This window comes from Microvirga terrae (assembly GCF_013307435.2).
Lineage (GTDB): Bacteria > Pseudomonadota > Alphaproteobacteria > Rhizobiales > Beijerinckiaceae > Microvirga > Microvirga terrae.
This window is the reverse complement of the sequence record NZ_CP102845.1, coordinates 3,712,264-3,735,817: the sequence shown is the minus strand read 5'-3', so window position 1 is coordinate 3,735,817 and position 23,554 is coordinate 3,712,264. Positions and strand designations below refer to the sequence as shown.

Below are 23,554 nucleotides of genomic sequence, written 5' to 3'. Positions count from 1 at the left end.
CAAGAGTATCGGATCCAAAGGTGATTTTGCACGCTTGGGATGGATTCCGATGCTCCCTCCTATAAGTAGCACATCGCTGGGGGCGGACGACCGGATCCACTTTTCCGCACGACGCGCTAAGGTCCCTATCGATCAAATAAGGCATTGCCCGAGATCGGAAAGAGGTTCATCCAGGCGTACAGAAGTGGTAACCGTTGGGCAATGGAAAAGAGCCTCTTCAGGTATATTTGGACACATTCCAAGCGCGACCAGCTCATCGTCTGCGCCGTAGTGCTCGCTTCTCTGCCGTTCTACTTCATGTCCCTGGATCTGCCCCGGCAGATCGTCAACCAGGCCATCCAGGGCGAAGCCTTCAGGGACGGCAACGCCACCGCTCCGTTCCTCCATCTCAGCTATGGATGGCCGAAATGGCTCGGGGGCGGCACTCTGGAGATCTTCCAGGGCTTCCAGGTCGGCCGGCTCGGTCTGCTCTTCGGCCTCTCGACCCTGTTCCTGTTCTTCGTCATCGTCAACGGGGCGTTCAAGTACTGGATCAACGTGGCCAAGGGCGTGCTGGGCGAGCGGATGCTCCGGCGGATGCGCTTCGACCTGTTCTCCATGGTGCTCCGGTTCACCCCGGATGCCCTGCGCACGGTCAAAGCCTCAGAGACCGCAACGATCATCAAGGATGAGGTCGAACCGATCGGCGGCTTCATCGGGGATGCGTTCATCACCCCGATCTTCCTGGGCATGCAGGCGATCACGGCGCTCGCCTTCATCATGATCCAGAACGTGTGGCTCGGACTGATCGCCCTGGCGGTGATCGCCGTCCAGTTCACGATCATTCCGAAGCTGCGGCGCGAGCTCCTCCGCCTTGGAAAGCAGCGCCAGATCGCCTCCCGTCAGCTGGCGGGGCGCATCGCCGAGGTCCAGGACGGCATCGAGGTCGTTCATGTCCACAATGCCTACGATTGGGAGCGGGCGGAGATCGGACACCGGCTGTTCAATCTCTTCACCATCCGGCTCAAGATCTATAACCGGAAGTTCTTCGTCAAATCGCTCAACAACTTCCTGGCGCAGCTGACGCCTTTCTTCTTCTACGCCATCGGCGGCTATTTCGCCCTGCGCGGCACCCTCGACATCGGCCAGCTCGTCGCGGTCATCGGCGCCTATCGGGAGCTGCCTCCGCCCTTGAAGGAGCTGATCGACTGGGACCAGCAGCGTCTCGACGTTCAGGTGAAATACGATCAGGTCACCCAGCATTTCGCCGAGGAGCGGCTCGTGCCGCAGCTCGAGGCTCGCGAGGAGGCGGAGGAGGATCAGCCCCTGGTCGGCGAGCTCGTGGCCAAGGATATCCGCGTGGCGGGCCCCCATGGCGACATGATCATCGAAGGAGGCGCCTTCGCCGTCACTCTGCCTGCGAGCGTCGCCCTGATATCCAACGGCGGGGCGGCCGCGAGCTCCCTGGCGCGCATCCTGGCCCGCCGCATGTCGGAGTTCAGTGGGCAGATCCGGATCGGGGAGCGCGACCTCACCCAGCTGTCCGTTCCCGTGATCGGGCGTCGGATCGCCTATGCGGGGGTTGATCCCATCCTGTTTCCCGGCAGCATCCGCGACAACCTGATCTACGGCCTCCGGACGAAGCCCCTGGCCCGTTCGGAGGAGGAGAAGAAGGAGATGGACCGGCGGATCGCCGAAGCGTTCAAGACGGGCAATCCGATCGAGAGCATCGGCGACCGCTGGGTGGATTACGAGCGGGTCGGCGCAAGGGACGAGAACGATCTCGACCGCATCCTCCTCGATCTCCTGGACCGCATCGGCATGGGAGACACCGTCTACCTGTTCGGCCTCGCGGGCAGGATCGATCCCGAACGCCATCTGGCTCTCGCGGAGCGCGTCGTCGAAGCCCGGCGGCGCCTGCGCGAGACGTTCCTGTCGAACGGCATGGCCGATCTCGTGGAGCCCTTCGATCCGGATCGCTACAACAGCCAGGCCACCATCGCCGAGAATCTTCTCTTCGGGGTGCCGATCTCGGAGGAGTTCAGGGGGCGCAATCTCGCCGAGAACGGCCAGTTCCGCAGCGCCATCGACCGAGCCGGTCTGACCGACGATCTCGTCCGCATGGGCCTGCAGATCGCCGAGACCATGACCGAGATCTTCGAAGGTCTGCCCCCCGGCCATTCCCTGTTCGAGCAGTTTTCCTTCATCGGCGCCGACGAGCTATCCGAATTCGAGGCCATCCTGCGCCGGCACGGCAGGGGCGAGGGCACCCTGAGGCGGGAGGACCGGACGCGGCTTCTGGCGCTGCCGCTCGCCTATGTCGAGGCCCGGCACCGCCTCGGCCTCCTGGACAGCCAGCTGACGGCTCGGATCGTGGAGGCGCGGGCTCTTGTCCGCGAGGTTCTCGAAAAGGCCGGTTCCGATGGCGTGGAGTTCCTCGACCCCGAGCGTTACTGCGCGGCGGCGCCACTCCGGGACAACCTCCTGTTCGGACGCGTCAGCTATCAGGTGGCCAATGCCCGCGCCCGTGTCGCGGAGGCCATCGCAACAGTGGTCCGGGAGCTCGATCTTCTGGAGGGTATCGAGCGGATCGGCCTCGACTACCAGGTCGGCACGGCGGGCAGGCTCCTGTCGCCGCAGGAGCGGGCGAGCGTCAATCTCGTGCGCTGCCTGGTCAAGCGTCCGGACATCCTGGTCATCGACGGGGCCTTCGCGCCCTTCGATGAAGCCCGCAGCCAGCAGCTGCTCGAACTGCTGCTCGAGTTCCTCGACCAACAAAGCCTGTTCATGGTCCTTCCGAATGATCGACAGGCAGGCGCTTTCGATGTTCAGTTGCGCTTCCGCGACGGACAAATCATCACGGACAAGACGGCCGCTCCGGCTCCCAGGCCTGCCAGGCCCGAGTCGGCTGCCGCACAGAGGATAACAGGAGAGGTGGCATGACGCTTGAGACAGAGGTTCAGTCCTTGCGGCAGGTGCCCATGTTTCGAGATGTGGATCCGGCCCGCCTGAAGCTCCTCGCCTTCACGAGCGAGCGGGTGCAGTTCTCCAACGGGCAGCGCTTCTTCTCCCAGGGCGATCCGTCCGACGCCGCCTATGTGATCCTCGACGGCCGGGCGAGTGTCCTGCTCAACACGCCCGGTGGCGACATCCAGGTGGCCGAACTCGGGAGCAACGCCCTGGTGGGTGAGATGGGTATCCTGTCGGACACGCCGCGCTCCGCCACGATCATGGCGGCCGAGCCGACCACGGCCCTGCGAATCGACAAGCGCGTCTTCCTCGAGCTTCTGGCCCAGTTCCCGCAGATGTCCCTGGCGATCATGCGGGAGCTGGCGAAGCGCCTCGAGCGGACGAACGCGCAGCTTGTCGCGCAGTCATCCTAAATTTCCGGCCAACCCCTGAGATTTTTTCGGGGAAAATGCCGACACGGTTAGCAAAATCCTACTTCTTATGGCCAAGCTGACCGATTCTCGTCACATCTACCCGTCAACCCTTGTCCCAGAACGACACAAGGGAAGGCCCGGTCATCAGGTCGGGCTGTTGCGGGATTAGTGATGATGAGTAACGCGAGAACGCTGCTGTGCGCGGTTCCGCAGCCTGTTGCGGATGTGCGCAAGTCCGGACATCGCCGCTTCATTCACCTCACCTTGGCCGCGGGCCTGATGCTGGGCCTTCAGGGCTTGGCAGCCGGACCCGCGGCCGTCGCCACCCTCCCGAGCGCCCTTCTGGCAAGACCCGTCGCGGCCCCGGCCGAGCAGCCGCTCACCACCGGCTCGCTCATCACCGCGTCAATGGACTTCACCCCGAAGCTCCTGAAGGAGCCGGGCCTCTTCAAGGCGATCCTCGAGGGTGCGTTCACGTTCAAGAAACCCCACGCGGTCAAGCCGGCGCCGCAGGAACTGGCGGACGAGACAGCAGGCGATCCGGATGAGCTGATCCCCTTCAACGGTCGCACCGTGCCGCGCTGGCTCGTGCATTCCATCCTGAAGGCCGCTCATGCGACGGGGGTCGACCCGGTCTACATGATGACCCTGGCGGATGTGGAATCGAGCCTCTCTCCCGAGGCCAAGGCGCCGACGTCGTCCGCCCAAGGGCTGTTCCAGTTTATCGACAGCACCTGGATCGAGACCATCTACGCCCATGCGGCCGATTACGGGTTCGGGGCCGCTGCGGACGCGATCAGCTACGTCAACGGTGAGCTGGAGGTGAGTCCGAAGCACCGGGAGTGGATCATGAGCCTGCGCACGGATCCATATTTCTCGGCCCTCATGGCCGGCGAGCTGATCAAGGACGTGGAGCGGGCGTTGCAGGCGGAAGGCGAGCGGGAGCTGGCCGAGGCGGAGCTCTATCTGGCCCATTTCCTGGGCGCCTCCAGCGCCGTGCGCTTCCTCGAGGTCCTCGACCAGGACCCGAACATGAAGGCCTCCAAGCTGTTCCCGAGGGCCGCGAAGGCCAATGCCGGGCTGTTCACGGAAGGCAAGGGGCGCAAGCGCCGTTCGGTCAGCGTGGCGGAGCTCTACAACAAGATCGATTCGAAGATCGTCCGCCGCCTCGACCGCTACGAGGGCATCGGCCCCTATCTGGCCGAAATCTCCCGTCAGACCGAGCGCACCGAGGTGTCGGCCGACGCATCGCCGCTCGTGCAGTAAAGGCTGCGCCCGAACCTCATCCGACCGCGCTGATGGCCGACGACGCGGAGGCCGGCAGCGAGCGCGTGTGAACGAAATCGCCCTTGGCCAGGTAGGTCAGTTCCTCGGGGGTCGAGTGGCGTCCGAGGACTGGATTCCGGTGCGGGAAGCGGCCGAAACGGGCGATGATGTCGAAATTGGCCCGGGCCTGGCTGAGGGAGAACTGCCAGACCGGCTTGAGGTGCTCCGGAGCCTCGTCGAGGGCCTGTTCCGAGATGGCCACGATGCGCCTCATCCGCTCCAGATGGTCCGGACCTTCCGCATGGGCCAGCGGAAGGAAATAGAAGAACCTTTCGTAAGGGCTCGTCAGGGCGTCGTAGTGCCCGTTATCGAACCCTTCCTCGGCCAACCTCACCGTCTCCGGATCGGAGGAATAGGCGTCCGGCGCGCCGGCGAAGAGGCCGCGTGGGAACTGGTCGAGCACGATGATCAGGCACAGCCGACCGAGCGGCGTGGATCGCCAGCGGTCGAGTTCGCCGGCCCTGGCCGCACGCACCAGGGGGGCGAACCGATGCAGCTCCGCATTGGCTCCGCCGCGCATCCACCAGGCCAGCATCTGCCAGTGCGCCGCGACGTCGGCCTCCGAGAGGTCGACAGGAAACCAGAAGTCGTAGACCTCGCGCCAGTCCGTATGAGATGCCATCGGCTCCTCCTTGAAGGAGCCTCTATCCTATCGCGGGTGCCGTCTCCGGGCTGTGCTTGGAATCACCTGGCAGGGCCAGGGTTTCAGAACGCCTTGAACGTGATGATCGTATGCGTGTCGGCGATCTCCGGGATGACCTGCACGTTCTCCGCGATGAAATGGCCGATATCGACCCCGTCATCCACATGGAACTTAGCGAGAATGTCGTAATTGCCCGCCGTCGAGTAGATCTCCGACGCGATTTCCCGGTCGGCGAGGGCATTGGCGACCGCGTAGGTCTTGCCGAGCTTGCATTTGATCTCGACGAAGAAGGTCTGCATGGGGTCTCCGGAGCGTCGTCTGAAACGTGAGGATCAGGGAGATATGGCACGGGAGCACGCCGGTGAGAACCTCTGTGGTTCAACCTGACACGGCGTCATGGCCGGGCTTGTCCCGGTGAGGACGGGGAGGGCCCGGCCGGCCGAAGGTCCCAGGGGCTGCGCTCAGAGGCGTCCGATGCTGACATAGGTGAAGCCGTGGCGGCGCATCTCCTCGGGGCGGTAGACGTTGCGCAGGTCCACCACCACCGGGGCGGCCAGCGTCGCCTTCAGGCGCGACAGGTCCAGGGCCCGGAACGTGTCCCATTCGGTCACCAGCACCAGGGCGTCGGCCCCGCGGGCGCAATCGTAGGCATCCCGGGCATAGGCCACGTCGGTCAGCACCGACCGGGCCGCCTCCATGCCTTCCGGATCATAGGCTTTCACCCGGGCCCCGGCGTCCTGCAGCGCCGTGATCACGTCGATGGAGGGCGCATCGCGCATGTCGTCGGTGTTGGGCTTGAAGGTCAGGCCGAGCACCGCCACGGTCTTGCCGCGCACCGAGCCGCCGCAGGCGGCGATCACCTTGCGGCCCATGGCGCGCTTGCGCTGGCTGTTGACCGCCGCCACCGTCTCGACGATGCGCATCGGCGCCTCGTGGTCCTGCGCGGTCTTGATCAGGGCCAGCGTGTCCTTGGGAAAGCACGAGCCGCCATAGCCCGGGCCGGCATGAAGGAACTTCGCCCCGATCCGGTTGTCGAGGCCGATGCCGCGGGCCACGTCCTGCACGTTGGCGCCCACCTGCTCGCACAGATCGGCGATCTCGTTGATGAAGGTGATCTTGGTGGCCAGGAACGCGTTGGCGGCATACTTGGTCAGCTCGGCCGTGCGCCGGGACATGCTGAGCAGGGGAGACTGGTTGAGGTAGAGCGGGCGGTAGAGCTCGGTCATCACGTCCTTGGCGCGCTCGTCCTCGGTGCCCACCACGATGCGGTCCGGGCGCTTGAAATCGGCGATCGCTGCACCTTCGCGCAGGAACTCCGGGTTCGACACCACGGCGAACTCGGCCTCGGGCCGGGTCTCGCGGATGATGCGCTCGACCTCGTCGCCGGTGCCCACCGGCACGGTCGATTTGGTCACCACCACGGTGTAGCCGTCCATGGCGGCCGCGATGTCGCGGGCGGCCTGGTAGACATAGGACAGGTCCGCATGGCCGTCGCCGCGCCGGGACGGGGTGCCGACCGCGATGAACACGGCCTGTGCGCTCTTGACGGCCTGCGCCAGATCGGTGGTGAAGGTCAGGCGGTCCTCGCGCACGTTCTTGGCCACGAGATCGTCCAGGCCCGGCTCGAAGATCGGGATCGCGCCCCGGTTGAGCGCCTCGATCTTGGCCGGCTCCTTGTCGACGCAGCAGACCTCGTGCCCGAAATCAGCAAAGCAGGCGCCCGACACCAGCCCCACATAGCCCGCTCCGATCATCGCAACACGCATCAGAGACTCCCTGTTTGTTCCAACCTTGGGTTTAGAGTGGCGCGGGCTTCACAGCAACCCGCGCCGGCAGACCATTCCGGGGCACCATTTTTGGCTTTTGCAACAATGCCCCCTTTGACTTCTGGAATAAGTGCCTCCACAACACCGCCGCTTTTCAAACGGGGCATTGATGAACAATCCTTTTCTTGTCGAGGTCACCCGCGGGAACCTGGTCGAGTCGCGCCACAGGGGCAGCGTCTCGGTGGTGGATTCCGAAGGGGCCACAGTTCTGTCGATTGGCGATGTCGACAGGCGCGTTTTTCCGCGCTCCGCCGTGAAAGCGCTTCAGGCGATGCCGCTGGTCGAGAGCGGCATTGCGGACAAATACGGGCTGACCGACGAAGAGATCGCGCTGGCCTGCGCGTCCCATTCGGGCGAGCCCGAGCATGTGGCGACCGCCAAGGCCATGCTGGCCAAGGCCGGGCAGGATGCCGGCTGCCTGGAATGCGGCGTGCACTGGCCCATGGGTGAGGCGGCGAACCGGGCGCTCGCCGCCTCGGGCGGCACTCCGAGCGCGCTCCACAACAACTGCTCTGGCAAGCATGCGGGCTTCGTCTGCCTGGCTTGCGGTCAGGGGCAGAACCCGAAGGGCTACGTGCTGGCGGACCACCCGGTGCAGCGCAGCGTGCGCGAAGCCCTGGAGGAGATCACCGGCGCCTGCCACACGGTCGAGAAGAGCGGCATCGACGGCTGCTCGATCCCTACCTATGCGATCCCGCTGCCCTCGCTCGCGTTCGGCTTCGCCCGGTTCGGCACCGGGAGTGGCCTTCCGGGTGATGGAAGAGCCGCCTCCGCTTGGATCCGCCGGGCCGTGGCACGCCACCCCTTCATGGTCGCCGGCACGGGCCGCTTCGACACCAGGCTGATGGAGCTTCTCGGCGAGCGCGCCTTCGTGAAGGTCGGGGCCGAGGGCGTCTATTGCGCGTCCTTTCCCGACCTCGGCTACGGAGTTGCCCTGAAGGCCGAGGACGGCAACAGCCGCGCGGCCGAGGCCATGATGGCCGGTCTCGTGCTGCGCTTCCTCAACCTGGACACCGGGGAGCGCCGGGCCGTCGAGGAGCTGGCTCAGCCCGTGCTCAAGAACTGGAACGGGATCGAGGTCGGGCGGATCCGCCTGGCCTCCGAGGTCCTGGGAGCGATCTAAGCCGGGTCTCACGGTCTCGGATTCATCTGCTGGCGGGCGTGGAGGAGGTCGTCGGGCTTGAGCCCATGCGCGCCATGGAACGGCCGGTCGAGGACGCCCACCATGTAGACGACCAGCCCGACGAAGATCATGAGGACGCCTCCCAGCAGGAAATGCGTCGTCCGCTTCAGGTCGAACAGCCAGAGGATGAAGACGTTCAGGGCGGCGCCCGCCAGGACGACCGACCAGATCACTTTGGGCACGCTGGTCCCGGCCGCCTGGATGCGCAGGCGGCGCTGCTCGATGAAGTCCTCAAAGATCCGCAGGGCGGCCTGATGGATCAGGTCCTCGCCCGCATCCCGATTGGGCCTGAAGGCCATGAGTTGGCGACTCAGCTGGTCCACCAGCAGCGTTCCACGGGTCGATGCCTGGTTGCTGCGCTGGAACGACCAGCCCGGGCCGGTTTCCTCGTCCACATATTGGCGAAGATTGTCCGACAGGGCGGTACGGAGGGGTTCCGGATAGCCGCTGAAGGTGCGGTAGAGGGCGATGACGCTGGACGCCTCCCGCCCGACCGCATCCTCCGCCTTACCGTAATTGTCGAAAACCGCGATCGAGAGCAGCGCGAGGAGAACGCCGTAATAGAGGGTGAAGGCGTTCAGGAGCAGACCGACGATCGTGTTCGGGTCCCGCTCGTCGCGCAGGAGGCGTCCGACCGCAGGCTGCAGCAGCACCGAACCGATCAGGGTCGGCACCAGGAAGAAAAGGCACACGATGACGGCGCCCATGAAAATGGGCAGCTGATGCAGCCGATCGATCACGACGCGGTTCGCTCTTGCGGGTGCCCGTCGGGCACCTATCCAGTGAAGCGGTTTTCGCGCGCAAGATCAGGTGGAATTCCGGATAGGGGCGTCAGGATTCATCGGCTCGTCACGTCATGGCCGGGCTCGTCCCGGCTATCCCGCTCGGAAGAGTGCTGCGCCGGAGAGGTGCGGAGCCACCGGCATAAGGCCGGTGAGGGCGTGGACCTGTGAGCATGGCTGGCGCTAGAGTCCCAGCAGCGTCGCGATCTCGATCGCCCCAGCGGTCGGCGACAGGGTGCCGTCCGCGATGGCCCGTTCGAGCTCCGGCACGCGCCGGCGCAGAGCGGGATCGTGGTGCAGGCGCTCGTACAGGCGCTCATGGACGAGGGCCCACATCCATTTCGTGTCTTGTGCCCGGCGTTTGGCGGCGAGCTCCCCCGTGGCCTCCAGGCGTGCGCGATGGTCCTTCACCTTGTCCCAGACCTCGTCGAGCCCTTGGCCTGTCAGTCCCGAGATCGTGAGCACGGGCGGCGTCCAGGTGGCGGAGGCCGGCGCCAGGATGTGCAGCGCGGCCTTGTACTCGGCGGCGGCCGCCTTGGCCTTCGCGCCCGCGTCGTCCGCCTTGTTGACGGCGATCAGGTCGGCGAGCTCCAGGATGCCTTTCTTGATCCCCTGAAGTTCGTCGCCCGCGCCGGGCAGCATGAGCACGAGGAAGAAATCGGTCAGGTCCGCGACCGCTGTTTCGGATTGTCCGACCCCCACCGTCTCGACCAGGATCACGTCGAAGCCGGCCGCCTCGCAGAGCAGCATGGTCTCCCTGGTCTTGGCCGCGACGCCGCCCAGGGTGCCGGAGGACGGCGAGGGGCGGATGAAGGCGTTGGGATCGGCCGCGAGCCGGGCCATGCGGGTCTTGTCGCCGAGGATCGCGCCGCCCGTGCGGGTGGAGGAGGGGTCCACCGCCAGAACGGCAACCTTGTGCCCTCGTTCTGTGAGCATCGCCCCCAAGGTATCGATGGTGGTGGACTTGCCGACGCCAGGCACTCCGGTGATTCCGATGCGCACCGCCCGGCCGGTGCGGGGCATCAGCGTCTGCAGGAGCGCGCGGGCCGCCTCGCGATGATCCTGGCGGCGCGATTCCATCAGGGTGATGGCGCGCGCGAGCGCAGCGCGGTCGCCCCCTGCCACGGCTTCGGCCGTAATCTCCGTCTTTCGCTGCGAGCCCCCGGTCATGGGAGAGCTTTAGCGCATCGTGCGCAAAAGTGGACTCGGATTTCGCTGACGCGGCCCTCCGGGTCTGCGTCGAACGATGCGCTCAGCGAGACGGGAAGCGTCTCGGTGCCGCGTTCACCAGGTGATCGGGTCCATGCCGATTCGTCCCCAGGCGGGAATCTTGACGGCGGGGCGGCGCAGGTCGATGCCGGCGACGAGCCCCATGAAATCGATCTCGATGCCCTCAACCCAGCCGAGCGCGAGGCCCGCATAGCCGCCGAGCGAGATCTGGATGCCTGTGCGGCTTGGCGTCAGGCCGACCATGTCCCGCCACGGCTGCCAGTCCTTGCCGAGGGCCGTCGGCGGGAGCGCCGCGCCGAGTTCCGGGACAGACCGCATCACATGGGCCACGAAGGTGTTCGAGTTCGGACCCGGCCAAGCGTTGTAGGCGCCGAAGGTCTGGTAGGGATAGCTCGCCACCGCCTGGCGCACCTGCGGGATCAGCCGTTCCGCCGCCTCTCCCTCGATCAGGACGACCGGATGCGGCGCGTTGCCGAACCAGCGGCCGTCCGGCGCCCAGCCGTTGGTGCGGACCGGGCTGCCCCAGCCGACCTTGTCGTAGCGGGTATAGGTGCGTGCGCCGGCCTCCTTCACGACCACCCAGGTGTGGTGGGCGAAGATGCCGCGCCAGCGGCCGACCCGCGCCGCATAGACGGCCACAATGGCCTGAGGCGCTTCGGATGCGGCCGGCAGCAGCTTCGCGCTCGACCAATCCGCCGCGCGCCAGCTCGGCGCCACGTCGTCGCGCATCGCCCACCAGAGCGCATGAGCCCCGAGAGGCAGGACAAACAGGCCGACAATGACGAGGAGGACACGGGACAGGAAGGCAAGCATCACGCAAAAGTACGGATGCGCCGGCGCACCATCAAGGCGACACGGGGACGCCGTCGTTCACCATTGGTTTACCGTCTTCCTGCTTGAACGGGTCATCGACGGTCCTCTGCCTTGCGCATGCCATGATCGAGGACAAAACAGCGTTGCCCCCTTGTCTCTTGAAACCCGGCCTCATGCTCTTTCCCTTTTCGCGCCTTGCTCTCGTCTGCCTTGCCGGCCTTGCCCTGTCCGGATGCCTCGGAGAGGACTCGGCCCTCACCAGCCCGGTCTCGTCGCAGGTCGGTCTCGCCCGGGATCCGAAACTCCTCGTGGCGACCACGCGGCTGCCGGTGGGCGATCCGCCGAAGAAGCCCTGGTTCAGCAGCGAGCGCTCGGCGGACCTCGTCTTCGCGGAAGCGCGCCTGAAGCCGCCGTCGGATTCCTTCATCGGGAGCAGCGGCTGGAGCATCGCGAAGGTCGAGAACGTCGATCACAGCAATGCCGCTCAGGCCTTCGCCCAGGCGGCCTTCGGGCACAACCTGCTGCTCTACATTCACGGCTATCGCGAGAGCTTCGAGACGGCCGCGACGTCGACCATCGACCTGTCTGAGGGCATCAAGTTCGCCGGGGTCACGGGCCTGTTCACCTGGCCGTCCGCAGCCTCGACCTTCAGCTATGTGGCCGATCGCGAAAGCGCCATGTGGTCCCGCGACGCCCTCGAGGATCTGCTGACCGCCATCGCCAAGACCCCGAGCGGCGGGCGGATCCACATCGTGGCCCACAGCATGGGCACCCTGCTCACCCTCGAGACCCTGCGGATGCTGCGCGCCTCAGGCGGCGAGAACGCCATGGACCGCATTGGCGCCGTGGTGCTGGCAGCCCCCGACATCGACATCGACCTCTTCGCCCGCGGCCTCGAGCGTCTCGGTCCCGACGCGAAGAAGATCACCGTCATCAGCTCCACCAACGACCGGGCGCTCGCCGTTTCGAGCCGTCTTGCAGGCGGCATCATCCGGGCTGGCGCGGCCGATCGCGAGCGGCTCGAATCCCTCGGCGTGCGCGTGGCCGACGCCTCGGAGTTCGGCGGCGGCATCGTCAACCACGACCTGTTCCTGACGAACAAGGACGTGCAGCAGGTGATCAAGCGGGCGATCGAGCGGTCGTAGCACGACGCCGTGCCCGCCCGCGGCAAGGTCACACGATGAAGAAGTCGTCGTAACCGAGCTGCGCCTTGCTGACGCCCTCGAACGTGATCGAGCCGCCATCCGCCAGCTTGAGGACCGCATCGCCGGCCGGGTTGTCCTTGATCATCCGGTAGAGGCCGGAGAAATTCTTCTGGCCCAGGATGGCCTTCGTGACGCGAACCGCGTCGCCGATCATGGGGTCGAAGTCGACGATGACGTCGTTCCCGCTCGGCCCTGTCCGGTAGAGGAACGTGTCGGCCCCATGGCCGCCCGCCAGGGTGTCGTTGCCTCTCAGGCCCTCGAGCGTGTCGTTGCCGCTATAGGCGAAGACGATGTCGTTCAAGGCATTCGCATTCGCGTCGCCGACGAGAAGGTCGGCCCCGGAGGTTCCCTTCAGGCTGGGCGTGGTCGTCGGAATCGACGATGGCGTGTCGAGCGACCAGGCGCGGATGTAGTCGATCTTGAACTCCGCCGGGAACCGGGTCGTCTCGTCGGGCGCGCCCGGCCAGTTGCCGCCGACGGCCAGTCCGGCGAGCAGATACATGGGCTCGCTCATGCCCGCAGGCATCTGCATGGAGTAGACCGCCGTCCCGTCGAGATAGAAGGTGATGGAATCGGCCGTCCAAAGGGTGCCGTAGGCGTGGAAGTCCTGCGAAAGATCGACCCCGGCGGAGATGCCCTGCGTGTCGTAGAAATGGCCGCCGCGGCTGTCGGTCCAGTGAGACCCGACGTAGTAGGTTGCGGGATCGTGGCCGAGGAGTTCCAGGACGTCGATCTCCGGCGGCCAGTTGCCGCTCTGCGGCAGAAGCCAAAAGGCGGGCCATAATCCCTGGCCCGACGGCACCTGGGCCGAGATCTCGAAGTACCCGTAGGTCTGCGAGAAGGTGCCATGGGTGTTGATGAGGCCCGAGACGTAGGGGAGCCCGTCGGTCAGACCTGGATCGGGCGAGGGCCGCGCCGTGATCGTCAGGACGCCGTCCCCGGCTTCTCTCGGATCCGCCACGATGGAGAAGGGATCGAGTGCCGGGTTCTGCTGAATGACGGGCGTCGAGCGGTCGGCGAAATACTGCATCTCGCCATTGCTCGCGAGCGTGCGGCCACCCCACCAGTATTGCGTGCCCCAGATCGACGTATCGAGATAGGAGCCGGCGAATTCGTCAGAGAAGGTCAGTGAATATCCGTCGAGATTGAGCGACATCGGTGCTCCGCAAAGTAATCGATGAAAAACTTGGTCTTTGAGATATGTTTCTCACGGATGGGAGCACGGGCAATTAGGTGGAAGTACCTATTCGCGGTCGATGATGAAGGCAGTGTTAACGGTGAAGACGTGAGCGATCCGCCAATGCCTGCGGCACCGGGTGCGAGCGCGGTGACGATCCTCCCGGGGCGGCGCTACTCCGCCGCCTGCTTCGGCCCGTAGCCGAGGCGCCGGTTGAGATCGTCGATCAGGTTCACGGCCGCGTCGGCGATGACGGTGCCGGGCGGGAAGATCGCCGAGGCGCCGGCCTGATGAAGGGCGTCGAAGTCCTGCGGCGGGATCACGCCGCCCACCACGATCATGATGTCGTCGCGGCCGTACTTCGCGAGTTCCCCCTTGAGCTCCGGCACCAGCGTGAGATGGCCGGCCGCCAGCGACGACACGCCGATGATGTGGACGTCGTTCTCGATCGCCTGGCGGGCCGCCTCCGCGGGTGTCGCGAAGAGCGGGCCGATATCCACGTCGAAGCCGAGATCGGCGAACGCGGAGGCGATCACCTTCTGGCCGCGGTCGTGCCCGTCCTGGCCCATCTTGGCCACCAGGATGCGCGGGCGCCGGCCATCGTCGTGCTCGAACTGCTCGACCAGAGTGCGAACTTTCTCAACGGCTGGCGACGCCATGCCGACCTCCCGCTTGTAAACGCCCGAGATCGCCTTGATCTCGGCGCGGTGACGGCCCCAGACCTTCTCCAGCGCGTCGGAAATCTCGCCTACCGTGGCCTTGGCCCGCGCCGCCTTTACGGCGAGGTCGAGCAGATTGCCCTCGCCGGACGCCGCGACCGTGGAGAGGGCGGACAACGCCGCGTCCACGTCGGCCTGGCTGCGCTCGGCCTTCAGGCGCTTCAGCTTGTCGATCTGGCTCGCCCGCACGGCCGCGTTGTCGACCTTGAGAATGTCGATGGCGGCTTCGTCCGCGGTGCGGAAGGCGTTCACGCCGATGATCTTCTGGTGGCCGGAATCGATCCGCGCCTGCGTGCGCGCCGCCGCTTCCTCGATCTTCAGCTTCGGGATTCCCGCCTCGATGGCCTTCGCCATGCCGCCGAGTTCCTCGACTTCGCGGATATGCCCCCAGGCCTTCTGCGCCAGCTCGTGGGTCAGGCGCTCGACGTAATAGGAGCCGCCCCACGGGTCGATGATGCGGGTCGTGCCGCTCTCCTGCTGCAGGAACAGCTGCGTGTTGCGCGCGATGCGGGCCGAAAAGTCGGTCGGGAGCGCCAGCGCCTCGTCCAGCGCGTTGGTGTGCAGCGACTGGGTATGGCCCTGAGTGGCCGCCATGGCCTCGATGCAGGTGCGGGTGACGTTGTTGAACACGTCCTGCGCGGTCAGCGACCAGCCCGAGGTTTGCGAATGCGTGCGCAGGGGCAGCGACTTGTCGCTCTGCGGGTTGAAGCCCTTCACGAGCTTGGCCCAGATCAGGCGCGCGGCGCGCATCTTGGCGACTTCCATGAAGAAGTTCATGCCCACCGCCCAGAAGAACGAAAGGCGCGGTGCGAACTGATCGATGGTCAGGCCCGCGGCGATGCCGGCGCGGATGTATTCGACACCGTCGGCGAGCGTGTAGGCGAGCTCGAGATCCTGCGTCGCGCCGGCTTCCTGCATGTGGTAGCCGGAGATCGAGATCGAGTTGAACTTCGGCATGTTCGCCGAGGTATAGGCGAAGATGTCCGAGATGATGCGCATCGACCCTTTCGGCGGGTAGATGTAGGTGTTGCGCACCATGAACTCTTTCAGGATGTCGTTCTGGATCGTGCCCGAGAGTTTTTGGGGCGGCACGCCCTGTTCCTCGGCCGCCACGATGTAAAGCGCCAGAACGGGGAGCACCGCGCCATTCATCGTCATCGACACGCTCATCCGGTCGAGCGGGATGCCGGCGAACAGCGTGCGCATGTCGTAGATCGAATCGATGGCGACACCCGCCATGCCCACATCGCCGGCCACACGCGGATGGTCGGAATCGTATCCACGGTGGGTCGCCAGATCGAAGGCCACCGACAGGCCCTTCTGGCCGGCCGCCAGGTTGCGTCGGTAGAAGGCGTTGGAATCCTCGGCCGTGGAGAACCCGGCGTATTGGCGCACGGTCCACGGCTGGTTCACGTACATGGTCGGGTAGGGGCCGCGCAGGAACGGCGCAATGCCCGGCCAGGTGTCGAGGAAGTCCAGCCCGGCGCGATCCTCAGGCCCATAGGCTCCCTTGACCGCGATGCCCTCGGGCGTCAGCCAGGGCTCGGTGCCGGGCTGGGAGGAGGGCGCCAGGGGAGCGGCGGAGAAGGCGACGCTCGAGAAGTCCGGGATGCTGGTCATGGCCTTGAAACGGGTACCCTTGACGAATGAAACACGGTGATGGGCGTCATTTTAGGGCATCCGGCACAGGGATGCTATCGGCGCATGGTCGGAGACGGGACCGGTGGAGGAACGTCACCCCCGCTTCTCCGCGTTCCAATAGCCCGAGCAGACCCGTCCACCCGAGGTCGACCACGTGCCGCGGCCCGTATTGCCCGACAGACGGCCGGACACGTTGGCCCGGTCCTGGCCGCGCGAGATGCTTGCCGAGACCGAGCCGTTCGGCTGGACCTGGCCGTTCACGTTGAAGTTCTCCGGTCCGCCGTAACGGGCCCGGCCGTTCTGGACGACCACTGCGTAGCGGTAGGCCCGGTCGCAGGCGCCTTTTTCCGTCACGACCTCCACGCTCCAGTTGCCGTCGAACCGGTTGGCCTGTGCGCGGGCCGCGGGAGCGAGGGCAAGGGCGGACAAGGCCGCCGCGCCGAGCCAGGACATCATACGCATGGAACGCTCCACAGCAAGAAGGAATGGGCTGAACCAACGTGAGGCTTTTCAGCGGGTTCCGGCCTGGGGTTTCAGCTTTGCGCGAGGTCAGGAAACGTCCCGCCGCGTCAGGCGCCGGCCTCGTCGAGAGCCTGGCCCAGGATCGTGAGAGCATCGCACCCGGCGAAGATGAAGGTGGTCATCCCGGCCCGGGTCCAGGCATCCTCCCGCTCGCCCGGTCGTCCCGCCAGAGCCACGAGGGTCGATCCTGCGGCGCGCAGAGCTTCGGCCGCCGCGGCGGCATGTTGCTCGTAGATCTCGTCCGTCGAGCAGATGCAGGACAGCCGGGCTCCGCTTTGCGCGAAGGCGTGCCGGAGCCTGTCGTTGTCGGAGAAGCCGTCGTTCGTGACGGCTTCGATGCCGCCGGCCTCGAAGAAATTCTTGGCGAAGGTCGCCCGGGCCGTGAAGGCCGCGATCGGCCCGAGATTGGCGAGAAAGATCCTCGGGCGTTCCCCGGTCCGGGCGCGATAGGCGTCCGCGCGGTCGCGCAGGCGCTCGAACGGCTCGGCCGTCCGGATCGACGGCAGGGGCGCGATGGAGACGGGCGCCGGGCCGGCCGCGGTGCCGACGAGCTGGATCAGGGGCGTGCCCTGTCCGGCCATGGCGACGACAGATGCGAAGTCGGTCTCGGTCGACGCGGGAGACGAGGCCGACGCCGTGGGGGCCGGGTTCGCCTCGGCTGCGGGCATCGGCAGCAGCACGGCCACATCGGCCTCATGGATGTTCGGGAACTCGCTCGTGCCGGTGATCGGCTCCCGGCGGGTGGCGATGGCTTTTTCCCGCTGGGAGCACACGGCCGCGATGCGGGCCTGGAGCATGCCGGCCTTGAGACTTTCCAGAATGCCGCCCTCGCGCTCGATCTCCTGGAACAGGCTCCAGGCCTTCTCGCACAAGGCGTTCGTGAGCGTCTCGAAGCCGCCCGCGCCCGCGGCCGGGTCGGCCACGCGGGCAAGGTTCGACTCGTCGAGCAGGATCAGCTGCGTGTTGCGCGCGATCCGGCGGGCGAAGGCATCGGGCAGGCCCAGCGCGGCCGTGAAGGGCAGCACGGTGATCGCGTCCGCCCCGCCGATGCCGGCGGAGAAGGCGGCGATCGTCGTGCGCAGGATATTCACCCAAGGGTCGCGCCGGGTGGTCATGCGCCAGGCGGTCTCAGCGTGCAGGCGGATCGGCTTCGGCTCGAGGCCGCAGGCCTGCTCCAAGCGTGCCCACAGGCGGCGAAGCGCCCGCAGCTTCGCCACGGTGAGGAACTCGTCCGCATCGGCCACGAGGAGGAAGGACAGCGCCCGGCGTGCCGCATCGAGCGAGTGACCTTGCGCTTCGAGCGCCCGCAAGGTGGCGATGCCCGTCGCGAGCACGGCCGCGAGTTCCTGCGCCTCGCTGGCGCCGGCCTCGTGATAGACGCGCCCATCGGCCAGAAAGGTGCGTCCGGCAAAGCCCCGCGCGGTCAGATGCTCGAGCGTGTCGCCCATGCGCCGGGCCATGGCATCCCAGGACGCGGACATCCGCCCATGCGCCGCCATGGCCCCGATGGGATCGAGGCCGAGATCGAGGGAGAGGTGGGAGAGGTTGTGGCCGCGCCGCTCGGCGAGCGCCAGTATCAGCGCCGCAATCTGGCGGCCGTGGCCGCCCGCATCGACGCGCAGGTGAATGAGGTCGAGCATCACACCCGACAGCACCCGGTCGAGATCGTCGAGGCTCTCGATCCGCACGCCGAATCCGCGGCCCCCGGGAGCCTTGTGGGTCACGAGCGTCAGTGCATCGGCGCCGCCTTCGAGATCGAGGAGAGCCAGTTCGTTGGCCTTCGCGGGATCGGCATGGTCGATCCGCTGCGACACGAGCCAGCGGCCGGGCTGCTCGCGCATAACGGGCGTCGATCCTTCCGCCTTCGGATAGAGGGGCTGGATCGCGATCCCGTCATGGCTGCGCGAGACGAGCTTCTTCTCGAAGTCCGCGCCCTTGAGCACGCCCTCGACCAGCCTGAGCCATTGCTCGCGGTTCGCTTGCGGGAAATCGGCGGCTAAGGTGAGGTCGTCCATGGAGGCTCTCGTCCGGCAGCGGCGGAAATTTCGCGGGACGATACCGGGTCGCGACGGTGGTGGGAATGCCCAAAAGGACGATGAAGATGCGGAGTCGCCTCCGCCTTGTCATGGCCGGCCTCGTGCCGGCCATCTCGATGATGTGGAGCGCTACGCCCTGGTCCGTCGTCATCACCGGCACAGGGCCGGTGATGACGAAGAGGCAGCGTCATACGAACTGCGACAGGCCGGGGATCGAGCCGACGATGGGGCCCATCACGTCCTCGCCGGCCTTTTCGCGGCCATAGGCGAAAAGTTCCTTGCCCAAGGGCTGCATCTGGCCCATGGAGACGCCGACGCCCATGAGCTGGCCGCCGAGCGCCATCACGCCGCCGCCCATGGAGCCCACCATGCCCATGAGGCCGCCGCCGCCGCTCTTCGTCTCCTCGATGGCTTCCTGGGCGCCCGGCAGGGCTCCGATCAGCTGGTTGACCTCGTTCTGCGGCCCTTCCTTCTGAAGGTAGCCCAGGATGATCCCGATGGCCTTCCGGGCGGTCGCCTGGTCGAGGCCGGTCTTCTGGGTCACGCGAGCGATGAGTTCTTCCATCTGATTCTCCTGAGACTGGAACCGGGTCGTTAGTTCACAACTAAACCATTAAATCAAGAAACCCGACAGTGGAAACTCGCCACGGTCTATCTAAGATCCTTGGGAGGATACGGGAGAGACTCGATGCTCGAAGACGGGAAGATCTTCATCGGCAAAAGCACCAAGCCGGAATATCTGGAGCTGCGGCTTGCCAACCGGCACGGCCTGGTCACGGGCGCCACCGGCACGGGCAAGACCGTCTCGCTCCAGGTGTTGGCGGAAGGCTTCTCCAATGCGGGCGTTCCGGTCTTCGCGGCCGACATCAAGGGCGATCTCTCCGGCATGGCGGCGCCCGGCACCGGCAAGGAACCCCTGGTCAAGCGGGCCCAGGAGATCGGCATCGATTACGCGCCCGACAAGTTTCCGGTCGTGTTCTGGGACCTGTTCGGCGAGCAGGGGCATCGGGTGCGGGCGACGATCTCCGAGATGGGGCCGCTGCTCCTCTCGCGCCTCCTCGACCTCAACGACACTCAGGAGGGCGTGCTCAACATCGCGTTCCGCATCGCCGACGAGCAGGGATTGCTGCTGCTCGACCTGAAGGATCTAAGGGCGCTGCTGCAGCTCATCTCCGACAATGCGGGCGAGCTCACCACTACCTACGGCAACGTGTCGAAAGCCACCATCGGGACGATCCAGCGCCAGCTTCTCGTGCTCGAGAACCAGCAGGGCGACGAATTCCTCGGCGAGCCGGCCCTCGACATCAAGGACCTGATGCGACACGACCGTGACGGGCGGGGCGTCGTCAACATCCTGGCGGCCGACAAGCTCATGAGCAATCCGCGCCTCTACGCCACCTTCCTCCTGTGGCTGATGTCCGAACTGTTCGAGGAGCTGCCGGAGGTGGGCGACCTCGATCAGCCCAAGCTCGTGTTCTTCTTCGACGAGGCGCATCTTCTGTTCAACGATGCCCCGAAGGCCCTCGTCGACACCGTCGAGCGCGTCGTGCGCCTGATCCGCTCCAAGGGCGTGGGCGTGTATTTCATCACGCAGAACCCGGTCGACGTTCCCGAGAGCGTCCTCGCACAGCTCGGCAACCGGGTGCAGCACGCGCTGCGCGCCTATACGCCGCGCGAGCAGAAGGCCGTGCGGGTTGCGGCGCAAACGTTCCGGCAGAACCCCGCCTTCGACACCGAGAAGGCCATCACCGAGCTCGGTGTCGGCGAAGCCCTGGTGTCGACCCTGGAGGGCAAGGGGTCGCCGTCCATGGTGGAGCGCACGCTGATCGCCCCGCCCATGGCGCAGGTCGGGCCGATCGCGTTGTCCGAGCGCCAGCAGATCGTGGCTTCAAGCCCCTTGCGGGGCAAATACGACCAGGCGGTCGATCCGGAATCCGCCTACGAGATGCTCGCCAAGCGCGCCGAGCAGGCGGCGGCCGAAGCCAAGGCGGCCGAAGGGGGAGGCGGCATCCTGGACATGCTCGGCGGCCTCTTCGGAACGACCGGCCAGCGCAAGGGATCCATGACCGTGACGCAGCGCGTGACCCGCGAGGTGACGCGCACCATCGTCAACCAGACCGTGGGCAATCTCGCGGCCGAGATCGGCAAGTCCATCGGCGGCCGTCAGGGCAGCTCCATCGGACGCGCCATCGTGCGCGGCACCCTGGGCGGGTTGCTGAGACGCTAACGCCAGTTCGTGTCGCGATTGGCATGACGACGCAGATCATTCGCCTCGCGGTGCCTAGGGATCTCGCCGATGTCGAGGCGATCGTCCAGTCCACCTATGCGGGCTATATCCCGCTCATCGGGCAGAAGCCCGGCCCGATGAGCGACGATTATTCCGCCCTGATCGAGACGCGGTCGGTCCATGTCCTCGTCGGCGAGGGCAGGATTCTTGGGGTGCTCGTTCTGATTCCGGAACCGGACACCATGCTTCTCGACAATGTGGCGGTCAGTCCGGACGCGCAGGGGCGCGGGTACGGACGTCTGCTGATCGCCTTTGCCGAGAGGCTCGCCATCGAACGGGGATTGAAAGCTGTTCGGCTCTACACGAACGAGGCGATGAGCGAGAACATCCGTCTCTACGAGCGCCTGGGATTCGTCGAAACCCATCGCGCACAGGAGAAGGGCTTCCGCCGGGTCTACATGACGAAGCCGCTCGTCTCCTGATTCAGACCGGCAACCCGTACTTGCGATCACCCGGGGGATGAGAGTACGTCTTGGGGCGACCCCGTCACCAAGGCAGATGTTTTCCATGTCCCAGCTCGACCAAGTTCTGCAGCGTATCGATTCCGATCTCGACGCGTCGCTCGACCGCCTGTTCCAGTGGCTGAAAGTGCCGTCCATCTCCACCGATCCGGCCTACAAGGACCATTGCCGCAAAGCCGGCCAGTGGCTCGTCGACGAACTGAAGGGCCTCGGCGTCGAAGCCTCCCTGCGCGAGACCGGCGGCCATCCGGTGGTGCTCGGCCATGCGGGCGGGGAGGGGAAACTGCACGTGCTCTTCTACGGCCATTACGACGTGCAGCCGGTTGATCCGCTGGACCTCTGGGAGAGGCCGCCCTTCGAGCCGCGTATCATCACGCTTCCCGACGGCCGCAAGGCCATCAGCGCCCGCGGCTCGGCCGACGACAAGGGCCAGGTGATGACCTTCGTCGAAGCGTGCCGGGCCTGGAAGGCCGTGACCGGTTCGCTGCCGATCACCGTCACGTTCCTCGTCGAGGGCGCGGAGGAGGACGGCTCCAAGTTCCTGCCCGAGTTCATCGTGGCCAACAAGGACGAGCTGAAGGCCGACGTGGCGCTCGTCTGCGACACGGGCATGTGGGACCAGGATACGCCCGCCATCACGTCGTCCCTGCGCGGCATGGTCTACGAGGAAGTGATCGTGCGCTGCGCGGACCGCGATCTGCATTCCGGCTCGTTCGGCGGCGCGGCGCGCAACCCGATCCATGTGCTCTCCAAGATCATCGCGGCCATTCACGACGACAACGGCCGCATCACGATTCCCGATTTCTACGAGGGCGTGCCGGAAACGCCCACGCAGGTGCTCGAGCAGTGGAAGGGCCTCAACCTCACCGAGGAGGAGTTCCTCGGCCAGGTCGGCCTGAAGCATTCCGCCGGCGAGACGGGCCGCATGCTCATCGAGCAGATCCAGTCGCGCCCGACCTGCGACGTGAACGGAATCATCGGCGGGTATACGGGCGAGGGCACCAAGACGGTGATCGCGTCGGAAGCCCGCTGCAAGGTCTCGTTCCGCCTCGTGGGCGACCAGGACCCGGCCCTGATCTCCGAGAATTTCCAGGCCTTCGTGCGGGAGCGCATCCCGTCCGACTGCTCGGTGGAGTTCATCAAGCACAAGGGCTCGCGCGCTCTCGCCCTGCCGCACGATTTCCCGGCCATCACGGCGGCGAAGTCGGCGCTGCACGACGAATGGCAGAAGGATCCCATCGTCATCGGCATGGGCGGGTCGATCCCGGTCGGCGGTGATTTCAAGCGCACGCTCGGCCTCGATACGCTCTTCGTGGGCTTCGGCCTCGACGACGACCGCATCCACTCGCCGAACGAGAAATACGATCTCAAGAGCTTCCACAAAGGCACCCGCTCGTGGGCGCGAATCCTGGCGGCATTGGCGAGGTAAGTCGCTTTAGGCTCTGTGCTCCGCACGCGTCATCACCGGCCTTGTGCCGGTGATCCAGCTTTTATGGAGCGAAGCGCCCTTCTCATTGGGATGGCCGGGACAGGCCCGGCCATGACGGCGTTTCAAACCAGCTCGCCGAGCGACCCGATCACTGCGCTCGGCGCGAGTTCCACGTACTCGTCCGGCAGCCCGAGCCGGTTGACCCAGACCGCATGAAAACCGAATGCCGCGGCACCGGCGATGTCCCAGCGGTTCGAGGACACGAAGACGACCTCGCTGGCGGCCACCGACAGGCCCTGAAGGACGAGATCGTAAGTGCGCGGGCTGGTCTTGAACACTCCCGCGGCATCGACCGACAGCACTGTGTCGAGATCTCCGGTCAGACCGGCCGACGTAACGGCCGCGTCCAGCATGCCGGGATCCCCGTTCGACAGGATACCGGTCCTGAGACCGCGGCCGCGCAGAGCACGGAGCGTGTCCCGGGCGTCGGGATAGGCATCGAGACGGCGATAGGCGTCCAGCAGGAGCGGCCTGAGCGACCGGTCGACCTGGGGAAAGCACGCAAAGGCATAGTCGAGCGCCGCCTCGGTCAGGGTCCAGAAAGGCTCGTAGCGTCGGGCCAGCGACAGCACCCAGGAATATTCGAGCTGCTTGGCGCGCCAGATCTCGGAGAAGCGCGTCGCGTCCGGTCCGATCGCGGCGGAATGGCGGGCGACGGCCGAATGCACGTCGAACAGGGTTCCGTAAGCGTCGAAGATGACGGCCTTGGCGGCGGGCGGGAGGATCGTCGGGGACATGACGCAAGGGTTGCACCGGCCGCGCCCGATGGCAATCCGACCAATGATCAGTCCTCCTCATGAAATCCATCACAAGTCTTGATGTCCCTATGGCCGAAGGAACGATTGACGGGAA

The 23,554-nt window shown here is 66.1% G+C and carries 20 protein-coding genes; 8 read left to right on the top strand and 12 right to left on the bottom strand.

The window, feature by feature from the left end:
- Window positions 1–201: 201 nt before the first annotated feature.
- The 3 genes from HPT29_RS17605 (at window position 202) to HPT29_RS17595 (ending at window position 4,628) form a co-directional block, all read left to right on the top strand.
- On the top strand, window positions 202–2,922 hold the full coding sequence (locus tag HPT29_RS17605; RefSeq protein WP_210812130.1) for an ABC transporter ATP-binding protein/permease: 2,721 nt from the start codon (window positions 202–204) through the stop codon (window positions 2,920–2,922).
- Window positions 2,919–3,362, top strand: a complete 444-nt coding sequence (locus tag HPT29_RS17600) for a Crp/Fnr family transcriptional regulator (protein WP_173945044.1) — start codon at window positions 2,919–2,921, stop codon at window positions 3,360–3,362. Before HPT29_RS17605 ends, HPT29_RS17600 begins: the two co-directional genes overlap by 4 nt.
- A gap of 174 nt (window positions 3,363–3,536) precedes the next feature.
- Entirely contained in the window at window positions 3,537–4,628 is a 1,092-nt protein-coding gene (locus tag HPT29_RS17595; protein ID WP_173945043.1) for a transglycosylase SLT domain-containing protein, read from the top strand.
- A 16-nt stretch (window positions 4,629–4,644) separates the two neighbouring features.
- Here the strand turns inward: HPT29_RS17595 and HPT29_RS17590 are convergent, their stop codons facing one another.
- The 3 genes from HPT29_RS17590 to HPT29_RS17580 all read right to left on the bottom strand — a co-directional run bounded on the left by HPT29_RS17590 (window position 4,645) and on the right by HPT29_RS17580 (window position 7,097).
- Window positions 4,645–5,310, bottom strand: a complete 666-nt coding sequence (locus HPT29_RS17590) for a DUF924 family protein (RefSeq protein WP_173945042.1) — start codon at window positions 5,308–5,310, stop codon at window positions 4,645–4,647.
- An 83-nt stretch (window positions 5,311–5,393) separates the two neighbouring features.
- The gene (locus HPT29_RS17585) at window positions 5,394–5,630 is read right to left on the bottom strand and encodes an Lrp/AsnC ligand binding domain-containing protein (RefSeq protein ID WP_009494007.1); all 237 of its coding nucleotides are present in this window, start codon (window positions 5,628–5,630) and stop codon (window positions 5,394–5,396) included.
- A 162-nt stretch (window positions 5,631–5,792) separates the two neighbouring features.
- Window positions 5,793–7,097, bottom strand: coding sequence for a UDP-glucose dehydrogenase family protein (locus HPT29_RS17580; protein ID WP_259060136.1), 1,305 nt, complete (start codon window positions 7,095–7,097; stop codon window positions 5,793–5,795).
- 169 nt (window positions 7,098–7,266) lie between these two features.
- On the opposite strand from HPT29_RS17580, the gene HPT29_RS17575 reads away from it, so the two are divergent.
- Window positions 7,267–8,280, top strand: coding sequence for an asparaginase (locus tag HPT29_RS17575; protein ID WP_173945368.1), 1,014 nt, complete (start codon window positions 7,267–7,269; stop codon window positions 8,278–8,280).
- An 8-nt stretch (window positions 8,281–8,288) separates the two neighbouring features.
- Here the strand turns inward: HPT29_RS17575 and HPT29_RS17570 are convergent, their stop codons facing one another.
- The 3 genes from HPT29_RS17570 to HPT29_RS17560 form a co-directional block, all read right to left on the bottom strand.
- On the bottom strand, window positions 8,289–9,080 hold the full coding sequence (locus HPT29_RS17570) for a bestrophin-like domain (protein ID WP_173945369.1): 792 nt from the start codon (window positions 9,078–9,080) through the stop codon (window positions 8,289–8,291).
- Window positions 9,081–9,305: 225 nt separating this feature from the next.
- The gene (gene meaB / locus HPT29_RS17565; protein ID WP_173945370.1) at window positions 9,306–10,292 is read right to left on the bottom strand and encodes a methylmalonyl Co-A mutase-associated GTPase MeaB; all 987 of its coding nucleotides are present in this window, start codon (window positions 10,290–10,292) and stop codon (window positions 9,306–9,308) included.
- A gap of 114 nt (window positions 10,293–10,406) precedes the next feature.
- Window positions 10,407–11,165 (bottom strand): DUF3750 domain-containing protein, encoded by a 759-nt coding sequence (locus HPT29_RS17560; RefSeq protein ID WP_173945382.1) that lies wholly within the window; start codon window positions 11,163–11,165, stop codon window positions 10,407–10,409.
- Between the two features lie 173 nt (window positions 11,166–11,338).
- Between HPT29_RS17560 and HPT29_RS17555 the strand changes: the two genes are divergently transcribed.
- Window positions 11,339–12,310, top strand: a complete 972-nt coding sequence (locus tag HPT29_RS17555) for an alpha/beta hydrolase (RefSeq protein ID WP_173945371.1) — start codon at window positions 11,339–11,341, stop codon at window positions 12,308–12,310.
- 28 nt (window positions 12,311–12,338) lie between these two features.
- Here HPT29_RS17555 and HPT29_RS17550 read toward each other — a convergent pair whose 3' ends face one another.
- From HPT29_RS17550 to HPT29_RS17530, 5 genes are all read right to left on the bottom strand, one after another.
- Window positions 12,339–13,526, bottom strand: coding sequence for a family 16 glycosylhydrolase (locus HPT29_RS17550; RefSeq protein WP_210271904.1), 1,188 nt, complete (start codon window positions 13,524–13,526; stop codon window positions 12,339–12,341).
- A gap of 194 nt (window positions 13,527–13,720) precedes the next feature.
- Complete coding sequence (gene scpA, locus HPT29_RS17545; protein ID WP_173945372.1) at window positions 13,721–15,886, bottom strand: methylmalonyl-CoA mutase; 2,166 nt, start codon at window positions 15,884–15,886, stop codon at window positions 13,721–13,723.
- Between the two features lie 114 nt (window positions 15,887–16,000).
- Window positions 16,001–16,369: a hypothetical protein gene (locus HPT29_RS17540; RefSeq protein WP_259060135.1), complete on the bottom strand. Its 369-nt coding sequence runs from the start codon at window positions 16,367–16,369 to the stop codon at window positions 16,001–16,003.
- A 107-nt stretch (window positions 16,370–16,476) separates the two neighbouring features.
- Entirely contained in the window at window positions 16,477–18,444 is a 1,968-nt protein-coding gene (locus tag HPT29_RS17535; RefSeq protein ID WP_173945373.1) for a methylmalonyl-CoA mutase subunit beta, read from the bottom strand.
- Window positions 18,445–18,652: 208 nt separating this feature from the next.
- Complete coding sequence (locus HPT29_RS17530; protein ID WP_173945374.1) at window positions 18,653–19,030, bottom strand: DUF2267 domain-containing protein; 378 nt, start codon at window positions 19,028–19,030, stop codon at window positions 18,653–18,655.
- Window positions 19,031–19,153: 123 nt separating this feature from the next.
- Here HPT29_RS17530 and HPT29_RS17525 point away from each other — a divergent pair, with 123 nt between their 5' ends.
- From HPT29_RS17525 to HPT29_RS17515, 3 genes are all read left to right on the top strand, one after another.
- Complete coding sequence (locus HPT29_RS17525; protein ID WP_173945375.1) at window positions 19,154–20,692, top strand: helicase HerA-like domain-containing protein; 1,539 nt, start codon at window positions 19,154–19,156, stop codon at window positions 20,690–20,692.
- A 23-nt stretch (window positions 20,693–20,715) separates the two neighbouring features.
- Window positions 20,716–21,174, top strand: a complete 459-nt coding sequence (locus tag HPT29_RS17520) for a GNAT family N-acetyltransferase (RefSeq protein WP_173945376.1) — start codon at window positions 20,716–20,718, stop codon at window positions 21,172–21,174.
- Between the two features lie 85 nt (window positions 21,175–21,259).
- Window positions 21,260–22,642, top strand: a complete 1,383-nt coding sequence (locus HPT29_RS17515; protein ID WP_173945377.1) for a M20/M25/M40 family metallo-hydrolase — start codon at window positions 21,260–21,262, stop codon at window positions 22,640–22,642.
- Window positions 22,643–22,764: 122 nt separating this feature from the next.
- On the opposite strand, the gene HPT29_RS17510 is transcribed toward HPT29_RS17515, so the two are convergent.
- A complete protein-coding gene (locus tag HPT29_RS17510) occupies window positions 22,765–23,439 on the bottom strand; it encodes a haloacid dehalogenase type II (protein WP_173945378.1) in 675 nt (224 codons plus the stop codon).
- Window positions 23,440–23,554 lie beyond the last annotated feature (115 nt).